Source organism: Glutamicibacter sp. Je.9.36 (assembly GCF_051129975.1).
In the GTDB taxonomy this organism is placed as follows: Bacteria; Actinomycetota; Actinomycetes; order Actinomycetales; family Micrococcaceae; genus Glutamicibacter.
This window is the reverse complement of record NZ_JBCPSN010000008.1, coordinates 61,435-74,335: the sequence shown is the minus strand read 5'-3', so window position 1 is coordinate 74,335 and position 12,901 is coordinate 61,435. Positions and strand designations below refer to the sequence as shown.

Here is a 12,901-nt window from a genome sequence, read left to right as displayed (position 1 = left end):
GCGAAACTATGCATAGGAAATCAGTCGAAACTCACATCGCCCGAGATGCGGGTGGCGACATCGCCACTGACCCAGACGCCTTTTTCGGTAGCTTCAATATGCAAGATCGCTTCGCGGCCCAAACGCGTGCCCTGGCGCACGGTATAGCGCTGGGGTGCATAACCGGTCTGCGTCAGCCAGATGCCGAACGCAGCATTCAGCGAACCGGTGGCAGGGTCTTCCGGAACAGCCTCGCCGGGAATGAACGCACGGACCTCATAGTCGGCCGGAGGCTGCAGCACCACATTGCGGAAGCGCTCTTCGGAGCGCTCAAAATCAGAGAAGTCCAGCGGACGCAGCTCTTCGCGGGTACCGGAAACGCGCGGCATGACCGACCCGCGCGGTTGCCACACGCTCTGCGAAACGCTGGCGGCGGTGTAGGGGCCGATGACGCCTACTTCCAACCCCTGCAGCGCCTCATAGTCAGGTTCGATGCCCAGCACGATATCGGCGTCGCGCAGCACCAGGCCCGCAGGATGAGGACCGTTGACCAACCACTGGTGGTCCACCACGTCTTCTTCGCGAATGCCCAGTCCGGCAATCGCCCATTGCAGGACATCTGGTTCCAAAGGGCCCGACCGGGTCAGCGGGGGTGCGAGGAAGGCCAAGCGCCGCGAGTGGCGGTCGCTGCTTTCCCGTTCCACACGCACCGGAATCAGCCCTGCGCCGCATTGCTGGATCAGATGGCCTGCGGGACCAGCCTCGCCACCTGACTCCAGCCAAGCATGAGCCGCGCCCAGCGTCGGATGGCCAGCAAAGGGCAGCTCGGTGCTCGGGGTGAAAATGCGAATGGCGTAGTCCGCTTCCTCATCGGTGGGCTCGACGAAGAATACGGTTTCCGCAAGATTCATCCACTGCGCAAAGTGCTGCATCTGGTCATCGCTCAGGCTGTCGGCATTGAACACGACTCCCAGGCCATTGCCGTTGAAAGCAGTGGGTGCAAAGACATCAACCTGCTGATAAGAGAATGTGCGCGACATACTTAGCATGGTGGCACATTAATCAGCAGGTTGACCCGGTGTTACGTGGTACGTCACGCAAAAAGTTGCGAACGCATCAAGGAAATGAACCTTCTTTACCAATGGTGCGCAATATCGATAACCAAGCGTGAACCGTCGCCAGGTCCCGGCAGTGCGAACACGCGCATGGGCAGCCGTGCCCTGGTCGAGAGCCCCACTTTGGTTTGGCCTTCAAAGCTGCCCAGCCACACCAATTGGCGGAACGTCGTGTAGCCCAGATTCTTCACTTCGGCGCCCGGGTTGAAATCCTCGGCCGTCGGGGCCTGCACCAGGATTTCCAGGTTGGCACCGCCAGTGGTGTCCACCTGCAGGCCGGAACCGATTCCGGTCAGTTCGCTGACATACCTGGCTGAATGGCTGGCAGCTGGTCCTGCGAGATCGATGACCAGCCGGTCAAAGCACAGATGGCGTCCGGTGCGAAGATTTTCCACTGCGGAATGCGTGGACAAGGAGCCGGTTTTGGCCAAGGATCCCCAATAAACCGTTGGGCAGGAAGCAGACGCGAGGGCGGCCGGAGCGGGTGCCGCCGCGGAAGCGGGCGTCACCACGAGCAAGGCTGCCGCCACCGTGCCTAGAACGATTCCAATTTTTCCGTGGCGCATATGGATCACCGTCTCTCTTGGTTTGCGCCCGCAGGCAGAGCGTACTGCCAGTGAATCAACTAAAGGCCTGGAAAGCGGCAAGCGCAAGGGCAGAAAAGAATTGGAACCACTCTGAGACGGTTCTGCAATGGAGCAGGAGAACTCCCGGGCCATAGGGCGGAAAGCAGGTTCCACACAGCATTTATTTAGCGCCATATGACATGCTTTAAACATGTCACCTACCCCCGTTGAACCCATCGGCGAAACCGTCGAGGAAGTCATTACAGCCTCAAGCTTCCTCCCCGAATCGTTGCAATTTTGGGTTGTCCTGCTCATCGGTGCGCTCGTAGCCGCAATCCTGGCGTTTGTTTTCAGCGGCGTTGCCCGCCGCGTGCTGCGCCGGATCGGCGTGGACGAAGCCGACGTGAAAGCCACCAGATTCCCGTTCTTCGGCCTGGCTACCTCGATCATTGCCAAGTCGGCTTTCGCGGTCTTCTATCGAGAACGCACTTGGTACAACCCCTGGCAGTTCGCCATCCTGATCATTCTGGTCTTCTTCCTCACCTGGTTCATCATCAAGCTGGTGCGCGTGATTGAAACCGGCATGATGGCACGCTTCGAGGCGAGATTCGGTCCAGGGCGCAGGCTGGCCAAGGTCCAGACGCAGGTCGGCCTGATGCGACGGGTACTGGTTGCGGTGCTCTGCATCATTGCCATCGCTGCGGTACTGCTGACGATCGAGCAAGTCAGGGCGCTGGGCGCCGGCCTGTTGGCCTCGGCTGGCCTGGCTTCGGTGGTCGTTGGCCTGGCCGTGCAGTCAACCTTGGCGAACGTATTTGCCGGCTTGCAAGTGGCCTTTACCGACTCGATTCGCGTGGACGACACGGTGGTAGTCGAGGGGGAACGCGGCACGGTAGAGGAGATCACCCTCTCCTACGTCGTGGTGCACCTGATCGACGGGCGCCGGATGATCCTGCCATCGACCTACTTCACCACGACGCCATTTGAGAACTGGTCGCGGCGCAGCACGGAGATCTCCGGAAACGTAGCACTGCAGCTGAAGCTCAATGCGCCGATTTCCTACTTGCGCCAGCGCAGCAGCGAACTGCTTGAAGCCTCCGATTGGTGGGATGGCCGGGACAATGAGCTGCTCGTGACCGACGCGCAAAACGGCTTGCAAACAGTGACCATTTATTTATCCGCGCGCAATGCCGGGGACCTGTGGAACCTGCGCAATATGCTTCGGGAGAAGCTGCTGGCCGAGCTGGTGGAAAACTACCCTGATTGCCTGCCGGATCCCCGGATGATTCCAAGCAACCCCGTCTAGCGGCATAACGGAAGCCGCTGATCCCAGTACTGTGAACTGGGGTCAGCGGCTTTTGCCGTTTCCGGGGACTTAGAGCCGCAACGCAGCGGGTCCGTAGTCGTTGTAGCGCTCCTGGCGGGCCGTCGCTTCGCGCAATGCCGAGATGAGCGACTCGGCCTTGCCAATGAGATCCTGGATCAAGTCATCGTCACGTTCCACCCAAAGGTATTCGGGAACCGCGCGCACCGGCACGAAATTATCGTGCTCTTCCCAAACGAACAACGTGCGTTCGGCCCCGATCACATGCTGCTGCCAGAGCACCTGGCGCAGGTAGCTCTTGGGGATTTTCTTGAATGGCTTGTTGGTGGTCTTGATTTCAGCCAAAACCGGAACACCCGATGCATCGAAACCCAAGCCATCGGGAGTCGCCAGATGGAGTCTCGAATGCTGCGAGTGGAAGAGCTGGGAGGAGGGGAAAATATTGAAATTCTCTTGGACCCAGGCAGCGATGACCGGTTCGCGCTTGCGCCCGTGATCGGTGTAGGGGTTGCCGGAGAAGCCATTGCCGTAGAGCTTGTCCCATGCGGCGTTCTTGATGGACTTCTCGGTGGACAACTTGGCCACGTCCGTTGCGGTGATGCCCTGGGCCCGTGCGCGGAGCCACTCAATGCGGTTGGAAGAGTCGGCTAGAACACGTTCGAAGCATTCATGTTGGACGCCGGGCACAGTAATCACCTGACCTATTCTTCCCCATGAATGGGCAAGAACCGTGCACCTTGGGCTTCGAGCTGGCGTGAGACTAGTCGCTGGCTCCAGCGATAGCGCTCAACAGCTGATTGATAGTCGGTGTCTGGCTGGCACGGAATTTCTCCGTGCCTTCCTGCAATAGCCGAATGACCGGGGTGCTGGTGATTCCCATTTCCTCGCCGCGCTCCACCTGCTCCACGACATTGATCTCTTCGACCTCCAACGCGGGCAGCAGTTCCTGCACGCGGGCGACAGCCAGCCGCGTGCGCACGCACGGTGCGCAGAATGGTTGCGTATACAGTTCCAGCTTCATCTGTTGCCTACTGCTCCTGCTGTCGTCGTGAACAAGCTGCCGGCTGCTCCTACCGGGGGATGAGCCTGGCCGGAGGCTACTTGGAACCCTGCGCTGATGTGCGCGGGTGCCAATTGTTGAAAACATTGGGTCATGCTTGAAAATTCCCTTGGCCAACCTCCCGTACTCGCCGCTCACGGACTCTACCGCAGCTTCGGTTCCACCACTGCACTGAACGGCGTCGATCTGCAGATTTCACTGGGCCAGTCCCTTGCCATCATGGGCCCCTCGGGTTCCGGAAAATCCACGCTGCTGCACGCATTGGCAGGTATTGAACTTCCCGACGCCGGCAGCATCATGCTGAACATCCCCGGCCGAGCACCGGTGGATATCCAGGGGCTCAAGGATAAGGCGCGCACCAGGCTGCGCCGAGAATCCTTCGGCTTCGTCTTCCAATCCGGACTGCTGATTCCCGAGCTCACTGCCGAAGAGAACGTGGCCATGGCCTTGATGATCAACGGGGTGCCACGCAACGCCGCCATTTCCAGTGCCGGGGCCGCCCTGGCGGAACTGGGCCTGGCAGGAATGGAGCAACGCCGCATCGGCCAGCTCTCCGGCGGGCAGCAGCAACGAGTAGCCATTGCCCGCGCGCAGGTCACCGGGGCGATGGTGGTCTTTGCCGATGAACCTACCGGCGCGCTGGATTCAACCACGGGCTTCGAAGTGCTGGAGATCTTGCTGCAGTGCACGGTCGGTGCCGGAAAATCCCTGGTGATGGTGACCCATGATCCCAATGTCGCCGCGCGCTGCGACCGTGTAGTGCAGCTGCAGGACGGACAGCTGATCAGCGACAGCCTGCACCCATCGGCCACCGTGGATGGCGGTGCCCAGAAGTGAATATCCTGCACCTGTCATGGATGCTTGGCCGGCCGGCGAAGTCCCGGCTGGCACCACTGGTCCTGACCGCCAGCGCCTACGCCATGGTCAGCGCGATCCTGCTGATCGTGCTGGGAGGGGCCTACTCCTTTACCAGTTTCGAATCCGCGGCCCAGGGGATGTACCTGCCATTGGCAGCCTTCGCCGTGGTGCTGCTGGTGGTCCCTTTGCTGGTGCTGGGATCGGCCGCTGCCCGGCTCTCCGCGCGGTCCAATGACCGCGCCCTGTCGTCCTTGCGCTTGCTCGGCGCAACCGGGGCGCAGATCGGCCTCGTGGCCGTGCTGCAAGCCGCCGGCACGGCGTTGGCCGGCGCGCTCGCCGGAATCGTGCTCTACTTCCTGGCCGCACCAGTGGCCTCGCTGATTCCGTTCCAAGGTGCTCCGATCGGTTCGGCCATCTATTTGCCGCTGTGGGTGCTGGCGATAGCAGTAGTCGCTGTCGTGCTCCTCTCGGCAGGCAGTGCAGCTGCCGGCTTGCGCAAATTGGTGATCACCCCGTTGGCGGTGGCAACCCGCAGCACGGTGCCCACCCCCAGCTGGCTGCGCGCGGTGATCACGCTTGCCGGCATTCTGGTGCTGTACATGGTGTTCTCCAACATGGGCCAGTTCGTGCAGTCCATCGCCGCGATCATCGCAGTGGTGGTTGGCGGTTTCGGCTTCGGCCTGCTGGTGATGAACCTGGTCGGTCCGTATCTGGTGGCGAAGGTGGGCAAGGCCAAGCTGCGCAAGGCCAGAACTCCGCAGGAGCTGCTGGCAGCCCGCATGATCCTGGAAAGCCCTGCCGAATCCTGGCGCCAGGTATCCGGGGTTGCCATGGCTTCGTTCGTCGCGGTGGTGGGCGGCAGCGGGGCCGCCTTGATGGAGCTGACCGGAAGCGAACTCGATCAGGGCACCTGGCTGGAGCATGTGCCCGCCGATGTCACCACCGGCGTGCTGGTGACCTTGACGATCAGCTTCATCTGCGTGGCCGCTTCGGCGGCGATCTCCCAAAGCGCCAGTACCCTGGATCGCGCTGAGCTGTATCGGGGGCTGAACCGGTTGGGCATGCCCTACGAAACGATGAACGCCGCGCGCACCAAGTCGATCATGATCCCGGCGCTGGCTGCCTCGATCGGTTTCGCCATTGCCTCCACGGTGCTCGTGCTGCCCCTGGCCGGGGCCGCCATCCTGCTCAAGCCGCTGACGGTCATCACCGTAATTGTCTCCGTGTTACTCGGCTTGCTGCTGGTGCGGGGAGCAATTTTGGTGGCTGATCCGCAGAAGCTGCTAGCAACTAGAGAATAAAGTCTCTGGTCAGCCCACCGAAAAAACCGCCCGATTTGGTTAGGGTCACTTCAGGGTCGGTGATTAGGGACGTTTCGTGTTGCGTAATGCGCAGAGAAACGCGTATCGTGGCATACGGCCCGGATAGGCTTGCCTAACCTAGCTAAACAAAACGTTGACAGAACCTCGCATAGTCTGGAATCACCGACCCATGAAAAATTCACGTCGCGCCGGAATTTTCGCCGCTTCAACTGCCATCCTCGCCTTGGGCCTGACCGCCTGCGGCGCGTCGAGCAACTCAGCGGATCCGTCGGCTGACACTTCAGCCAAGGCCGCAGAAGACTTCACTCCGGTCACCATCGAGAACATCTATGGTGAAACCACGATCGAAAAAGTCCCGGAACGCATTGCGACCATCTCGTGGGTCAACGCAGATACCCTGCTGGCTCTGGATACCGTGCCGGTCGGCATGGACACCGACACCTACGGCATGAACGAGAACAACTCCACCGCATGGAAGGACGCCGCTCTGGAAGAGCAGGGCGCTTCCATCGGCTCCGAGAAGGCGCCTGTGCAGTACAAGGTGGGCGATGACATCGACTACACCGGCATCGCCGCCAGCAAGCCCCAGGTCATCTTCGCTCCATACTCGGGGTTGAAGAAGGAGCAGTACGAGAAGCTGCAGGAAATCGCTCCGGTCGTTGGCCCCATCGAGCCTAACTACCTGACCAGCTGGGAACAGGTCACCGAAGTTGCCGGCCAGATGCTGGGCAAGGAAGAAGAAGCCGACGCCCTGATCGAAGAGATCGAAGGCAAGCTGGCCAAAGTCGGCGAAGACAATCCAGCGCTGAAGGACACCACCTTCATCGCCGCTGACCTGTCCGCGCCGGATACCGCCTACATCTACTCCGAAGGCGACACCCGCCCGCGCTTCCTGAGCGCACTGGGCATGACCCAGGCCGAGTACGTTCAGAAGAACGCCGCCAAGGACACCTTCTTCTTCACCGTTTCCCCGGAAAAGGTCAACGAGTGGGATTCGGACATCGTCTTCGCCTCGGCTGTTGCGGGCAACACCATGGAAGACGTCGTCAAGGGCCAGCCGCTCTACGGCCAGATCCCTGCCGCGAAGAACGATGCCGTGGCACTGCCAGGCACCGATGAAGCAACCCTGGCGATCTCCGCGGCTTCGCCGCTGTCCATTGAATGGGCACTGGATAACGTAGTTCCCGGCATCGTCAAGGCTGCCGACAACGCAGCTGCCGCGAAGTAGCTCCGGCTAGGGATTCACTGACAGATAGTGCAATTGGGCTTCCAGGGAATGGGTAGCTGCGCCCACCAAGCGCGCATCGAGGTCGGGGTAGACATGCTCCAGCAATTCAGCTGGCTGCGTGTGGACCCCGGCCTTGCCGAGTTTCTGCAAAGCCGCACGCACCTGGTCCAGCCGCGCATGCCGATGCTTGATGTACATCTGCAGCAACGGATGCGAGGAATCATGCTGCTCGCCGTGCGCCGGATGCAAAGCCATATCGGGCAGCGCGAGCAACCGCTGCAGGGAATCCAGGTAGTCGGCCAATGTGCCGTCCGGGTGTTCCAAGATGGTGGTGCCCCGGCCCAGCACCGTATCCCCGGTGAACAAGTGGGCACTCCCGCCCTGGCGGATGAAGCACACCGAGTCCGAGGTGTGGCCAGGGGTGAAGACCACCTGGATGCTGGCGCCGGCCGCGCTGATCGTTTCGCCATCGGCGAGCACCGGGGCGTCCCGGCAGTACTGCTCCAGCATGGCACGCACCGGCGCACCGGTCATCCGGTAGAGCGCATCGATGCCTCCCGTGTGATCGGCATGCCGATGGGTAATGAGCACCAGCTGGATGTCGAAGGCCGCCAAGACCTGCAGATGGTCCTCGAGCTCAGGGCCCGGATCAATCAGGACGACCGGAGTTCCAGGAACAAGTTCATCCACGGCAGGGTCGAACAGCAGATAGGAATTAGTCCCGTCCAACGTCATTTCAGAAGGGTTCTGCGCGCGAAGCAGGCCGATGCCTGGAGCGATAATAGTGGGCAAGGGAAGAAGAGCCATAGCAATGAGTGTAGGAACCAATGACCGCGACTGAAAGTATTACGCGCCAAGCACCGGGGGCCAAGTCGCCAAAAGCCGGCCGGAAGCTCGGCGCCTTGCTGCTCCTTGCCCTGTTGCTCGGGCTGGCGCTATTCGCTTCGCTGCTGCTGGGCGCGCGAAACGTCTCGATGGGCACCGTGATCGATGCCATCTGGAATTTCGACCCGTCCAATGGCGACCAGGGCGTGGTCGCGTCCCGCTTCGCCCGCACCATCGGAGCCATCGTGGTTGGCGCTGCCCTCGGTTTGGCTGGCGCCGGACTGCAGGGCCTGACCCGCAACCCGCTGGCCGATACCGGGATCCTGGGCTTGAACGCCGGATCCTCCATGGCCGTGGTGCTGGCGATCGCCTTCCTGGGCGTCAGCTCCCTGGCCGGAATCATGGTGGCCGCCTTCCTCGGCGCTGCTGGGGTGATGGCCCTGGTTTATCTCGTGGCCAACGTGGGCCGTGAAGGCGCCACGCCCATTAAGCTTGCGCTGGGCGGTGCCGCCATGGCTGTGGGCGTGGGCGCGATTACCAATGCGATCCTGATGATTTCCGATGCCACCATGGACCGTTTCCGCATGTGGCAGATCGGCACGTTATCCAGCAGCGGCATCGACACCTTCCTCGGGGCCATTCCCGTGGTGGCCGCCGGCGCACTGATCGTGCTGTCCACCGCCAAGGTATCCAATGCCGTGTCCATGGGCGATGACACCGCGATCGCCTTGGGCTTCAACTTGAACCGCGCCCGGCTGATCGGCTCCATCGGGGTGGTCATTCTCGCTGGCACCGCCACCGCCGTGGCCGGGCCCATCGCCTTCGTCGGCCTGATGATCCCGCATGCCGTGCGCTTGCTGGTCGGTTCCGACTACCGCTGGCTGATGCCAGCGAGCCTGATCGCCGGGCCGATCCTGCTCTTGCTGGCTGATACGGTGGGACGAATCATCGCCCCGCCCAGCGAGATCCAGGTAGGCGTCATGTGCGCCATGCTGGGTGGACCGATCTTCATCATCATGATGCGCAGCGGCATGAAGTCGGTGAGCCTGTGAGCACGAGCGAAATGGCAGCAGCCAACATGACCCAGCCCCGCAGCACCACGGAAACGGCCGGACCGGCGACGGCCCCGGCCTCGAAAGCCGCACCGGCGCTGGCAGCCCGCCGCAGATCCCGGGTGCGCCGCACCGCATTGTGGATGGCCCTGGCCCTGGCGCTCGCCGTGGCGGCCTACCTGTTCTGGGGGCGGGACCGCCTCCCAGCTGCCGAAGTCTTCCAGGTGCTCAGCGGTGAAAAGGTGCCGGGCACCAGTTTCATCATCATGTCCGACCGCCTGCCGCGCATCGCGGTGGGTGCCCTGGCCGGTGCCGGCCTGGGCATTTCCGGTGCCTTGTTCCAGCGCTGGCTGGGCAACCCGCTGGCCAGTCCCGACGTGATCGGCGTGGGCTACGGCGCATCGGCGGCCGCGGTTTTCGCGATGATCACCCTTGGCTATACCGACTGGAAGCTCAACGCCTTCGCACTGGCCGGCGGGCTGCTGGTCGCTGCATTGATCTACTGGCTCTCGGCCTCGGGCAAGCGGACCGGTCCCCGGCTGATCCTGGCGGGCCTGGCCATCGGCGCGATGCTCCAGGCGCTGATCCAGTACCTGCTGACCCAGGCGCAGGTGAATACGGCCAGCGATGTGATGCACTGGCTGACGGGTTCACTGGCCTCGAGCAACTGGGAAAATGCGCTGCTGCTTTTGGCGTCCCTTGGCGCCATCGGCATCCTGTTGCTGCCCCTGGTGCTGCGCCAACTGAAAATGCTGGAGCTGGGCGAGGACACCGCGGCGGCCCTGGGGCTGCACGTGGGCTGGGCCCGGGCGATCTTGGTCTTTGTCGCTGTGGCCATGGGCGCCTTGCCGATTGCGGTCACCGGGCCGATGGCGTTCGTTGCCTTCCTGGCCGGCCCGATTACTGCCGCGCTGACCCGCGGCCCGATCAACATCCTGCTTTCCGGCCTGACCGGGGCAACGCTGGTGACTGTTGCCAATTTCTTTGCCGCGAACCTGTTCGCGGATCTTTCGCTGCCGGTGGGCGTTATCACCGGCGCATTCGGTGCACCCTTCCTGATTTGGATTCTGGTGCGCGCAAACTCAACTGGAAGCGGAGCATAACCCATGGCCACTTTGCAGGCAAGCGATCTGACCCTGGCCTATGACAAGGTCACCATCGTCGACGAGCTGTCGCTGGATATCCCTGCCGGGCAGGTGAGCATCGTCGTCGGGGCCAACGGTTGCGGCAAGTCCACCCTGCTGCGCGCACTGTCGCGGCTGCTCAAGCCAGCCGGGGGCCAGGTGCTCCTGGACGGCGCGGACATCCACTCCAAGCCGGCCAAGGAAGTCGCCAAGACCCTGGGCTTGCTGCCGCAATCGCCCACCGCTCCGGACGGCATCACCGCCCGCGAGCTGATCAGCCGCGGCCGCTACCCGCACCAGGGCCTGTTCAAGCGCTTCTCTGCCGAGGACGAGGCAGCGGTTAATCGCGCCATGGAGCTGACCGGCACCACCGAGCTGGCCGACCGCTCGGTGGACGAGCTCTCCGGCGGGCAGCGCCAGCGCGTCTGGATCGCCATGGCCCTGGCGCAGGAGACCGACCTGCTGCTGCTCGACGAGCCGACCACCTTCCTGGACGTGGCGCACCAGCTCGAAGTCCTGGATGTGGTCAGCGAGCTGAACCGCAGCCGCGGGATCACCGTCGTGATCGTGCTGCACGATTTGAACCTGGCCGCCCGCTACGCCGACTACCTGGTGGCGCTGCGCCACGGCAAGATCTACGCTGCCGGCCATCCCAACGATGTGGTCACCGAAAAGACCGTCAAGGATGTTTTCGGCATGCCCAGCCGCGTGATCCCCGACCCGGTGGGCGGCACTCCGCTGGTGCTTCCCATTGGCCGCCACCGGGTGCTGCGCACCGAGCAGGTGCTCGCTTCCCAGGGCATTTTCCGTACCGAAGCTTCGGCAAAGAAAACTGCGGTGAAGCAGGCGGCAAATGTGAAGCAAGCTGCCCAAGCAGCCGCCGCCCTTGATCCGCAATCGGAACGCCCGGCCCATGAGCATGTGCCGACGTTGGCCTTTGACACCACGGTGGTCAATAGCCAGCAGCTCGCGCCATCCTTCCGCCGGGTAACCGTCAGCGGCGAGGACCTGGAGTACTTCGGCACCAACAGCCACCCGCTGGATATGCGCATCAAGCTCTTGCTGCCACCGGCCGGCGGTACTGCGCTGACCGACGAGATCGCCTCGATGCGACCTGGGGCGATGACCAGTCCTGCCGAGCAGCAGGGCTGGTACAAGCGCTGGTTGTCGATTGATCCCGATACCCGCGGCCACATGCGCACCTATACCGTCCGGGCCTTCCGCGAAGCCGGGCACCGGGACAATATCGGGGCCACGGCCGAGCTGGATATCGACTTCGTGATGCACGGGCACATGGTTGACGGCCAGCTCCAGGGCGGGCCGGCTACGGAGTTCGGCGACCGGGCCAAGGTGGGCGACCAGCTGCTGCTGCTGGGCCCGAACAAGACCCTGAACGACTCCAGCTACGGCGGCATCGAGTTCCGCCGCGGCGAGGCAACCCGCGTGGTGCTGGCCGGTGACGAAACCGCAGCCCCGGCGATTTGCGCCATCCTCGAAGCCTTGCCCTCCAACGTCACCGGCCATGCGCTGATCGAGGTCCCGGAGACCACGGATATCCTCGGTGCCTCCACCCGCTCCGGCGTCTCGGTGCAGTGGCTGACCCGTGGCAGCCATGAGCATGGTGAATTGCTGCAGTCGGCCTTGCGCCAGGTAGTCGCGATTCCAGCAGCCGGCGTGGTGCATACCAACGCCGAGCCGGAAGATATCGATGTTGATGCGGACATCCTGTGGGAGACAGGCCAGGAAAATTCCGCACCGTTCTACGCCTGGATTGCCGGTGAAGCCGGCACGGTCAAGGAAATGCGCCGTTATCTGGTGCGCGATGCCGGCGTGGACCGCAAGCAGGTAGCCTTCATGGGCTACTGGCGCCGCGGGAAGACCGAGAACTAGCGGGCAGCGGCAACCAGCGCCCGAGGCCCCGGCACGCATATGCCGGGGCCTCGGGTTCTATCCGCTAGCTGGCAGCTAGTTCTCTTTCGCCGGGTTCTTGCAAGCGCCGCGCACCGGCCGCGGGTTCTCGCGGTCCAGGATTGCCAGCAGCCGGGTGAGCTCGGCGCGGTCCTCGTCGCCGAGCTTGTCGAAATAGCCGTCCATGCTCGAACGGCGCAATTCGGCGAGCTCGCCGAGCTGGGCGCGGCCCGTGGCACTGAGCGCAATCAACGTGGCGCGGCGATCGGCCGGATCGGGGGTGCGCACGACAAGCTCCTTGGCTTCCAGCTGGTCGACTACCTCGGTGGTCGAGCGCGCGGCGATGTGCAGCTGTTCTGCGAGCTGCGAGTTGCGCAGCCCGATCCTATCGGCCCGGGACAGCAAGGTCAGCACCCTCGATTGGTGCGGAGTGATGCCCAGGGGAGTCAAGCTGTCCCTCCATCTGCCGCGAAGCATGCGTGAAGCGTGGAGGAAAAGATCTGCCAAGTCAGGCTTGGGCTCTTCGTTCTGCATATGTTC

At 62.9% G+C, this 12,901-nt stretch carries 13 protein-coding genes; 7 read left to right on the top strand and 6 right to left on the bottom strand.

The features are described 5' to 3' along the window. Positions 1 to 20 precede the first annotated feature (20 nt). Together AAZQ98_RS16535 and AAZQ98_RS16530 are read right to left on the bottom strand one after the other, a co-directional pair. Positions 21 to 1,019, bottom strand: coding sequence for a PhzF family phenazine biosynthesis protein (locus AAZQ98_RS16535; RefSeq protein WP_286134418.1), 999 nt, complete (start codon positions 1,017 to 1,019; stop codon positions 21 to 23). Positions 1,020 to 1,114: 95 nt separating this feature from the next. Then, positions 1,115 to 1,660, bottom strand: coding sequence for an AMIN-like domain-containing (lipo)protein (locus AAZQ98_RS16530; RefSeq protein WP_434693814.1), 546 nt, complete (start codon positions 1,658 to 1,660; stop codon positions 1,115 to 1,117). Positions 1,661 to 1,871: 211 nt separating this feature from the next. Here AAZQ98_RS16530 and AAZQ98_RS16525 point away from each other — a divergent pair, with 211 nt between their 5' ends. Further along, on the top strand, positions 1,872 to 2,966 hold the full coding sequence (locus tag AAZQ98_RS16525; RefSeq protein ID WP_434693812.1) for a mechanosensitive ion channel family protein: 1,095 nt from the start codon (positions 1,872 to 1,874) through the stop codon (positions 2,964 to 2,966). Positions 2,967 to 3,035: 69 nt separating this feature from the next. Here AAZQ98_RS16525 and AAZQ98_RS16520 read toward each other — a convergent pair whose 3' ends face one another. Both AAZQ98_RS16520 and AAZQ98_RS16515 read right to left on the bottom strand, forming a co-directional pair. After that, positions 3,036 to 3,680: a YqaJ viral recombinase family protein gene (locus tag AAZQ98_RS16520; protein ID WP_286134416.1), complete on the bottom strand. Its 645-nt coding sequence runs from the start codon at positions 3,678 to 3,680 to the stop codon at positions 3,036 to 3,038. Between the two features lie 64 nt (positions 3,681 to 3,744). Continuing rightward, entirely contained in the window at positions 3,745 to 4,005 is a 261-nt protein-coding gene (locus AAZQ98_RS16515; protein ID WP_434693809.1) for a glutaredoxin family protein, read from the bottom strand. A 132-nt stretch (positions 4,006 to 4,137) separates the two neighbouring features. Here AAZQ98_RS16515 and AAZQ98_RS16510 point away from each other — a divergent pair, with 132 nt between their 5' ends. The 3 genes from AAZQ98_RS16510 (at position 4,138) to AAZQ98_RS16500 (ending at position 7,452) form a co-directional block, all read left to right on the top strand. Beyond that, entirely contained in the window at positions 4,138 to 4,881 is a 744-nt protein-coding gene (locus AAZQ98_RS16510; protein ID WP_434693806.1) for an ABC transporter ATP-binding protein, read from the top strand. Then, positions 4,878 to 6,203: an FtsX-like permease family protein gene (locus tag AAZQ98_RS16505; protein WP_434693803.1), complete on the top strand. Its 1,326-nt coding sequence runs from the start codon at positions 4,878 to 4,880 to the stop codon at positions 6,201 to 6,203. The genes AAZQ98_RS16510 and AAZQ98_RS16505 overlap by 4 nt, the downstream gene beginning before the upstream one ends. 190 nt (positions 6,204 to 6,393) lie before the next feature. Next, positions 6,394 to 7,452, top strand: a complete 1,059-nt coding sequence (locus AAZQ98_RS16500; protein WP_133834855.1) for an ABC transporter substrate-binding protein — start codon at positions 6,394 to 6,396, stop codon at positions 7,450 to 7,452. Between the two features lie 6 nt (positions 7,453 to 7,458). On the opposite strand, the gene AAZQ98_RS16495 is transcribed toward AAZQ98_RS16500, so the two are convergent. Further along, positions 7,459 to 8,259, bottom strand: a complete 801-nt coding sequence (locus AAZQ98_RS16495; protein WP_434693800.1) for an MBL fold metallo-hydrolase — start codon at positions 8,257 to 8,259, stop codon at positions 7,459 to 7,461. 20 nt (positions 8,260 to 8,279) lie between these two features. On the opposite strand from AAZQ98_RS16495, the gene AAZQ98_RS16490 reads away from it, so the two are divergent. From AAZQ98_RS16490 to AAZQ98_RS16480, 3 genes are read left to right on the top strand one after another with little or no spacing between them, the layout of a single operon-like run. Then, entirely contained in the window at positions 8,280 to 9,329 is a 1,050-nt protein-coding gene (locus tag AAZQ98_RS16490) for a FecCD family ABC transporter permease (RefSeq protein ID WP_105659086.1), read from the top strand. Continuing rightward, complete coding sequence (locus AAZQ98_RS16485) at positions 9,326 to 10,432, top strand: FecCD family ABC transporter permease (RefSeq protein ID WP_434693797.1); 1,107 nt, start codon at positions 9,326 to 9,328, stop codon at positions 10,430 to 10,432. The genes AAZQ98_RS16490 and AAZQ98_RS16485 overlap by 4 nt, the downstream gene beginning before the upstream one ends. Positions 10,433 to 10,435: 3 nt before the next feature. Next, a complete protein-coding gene (locus AAZQ98_RS16480) occupies positions 10,436 to 12,343 on the top strand; it encodes an SIP domain-containing protein (RefSeq protein WP_105659085.1) in 1,908 nt (635 codons plus the stop codon). Between the two features lie 75 nt (positions 12,344 to 12,418). Here AAZQ98_RS16480 and AAZQ98_RS16475 read toward each other — a convergent pair whose 3' ends face one another. Next, positions 12,419 to 12,811, bottom strand: coding sequence for a MarR family winged helix-turn-helix transcriptional regulator (locus AAZQ98_RS16475; protein ID WP_181148955.1), 393 nt, complete (start codon positions 12,809 to 12,811; stop codon positions 12,419 to 12,421). Positions 12,812 to 12,901: the final 90 nt, after the last annotated feature.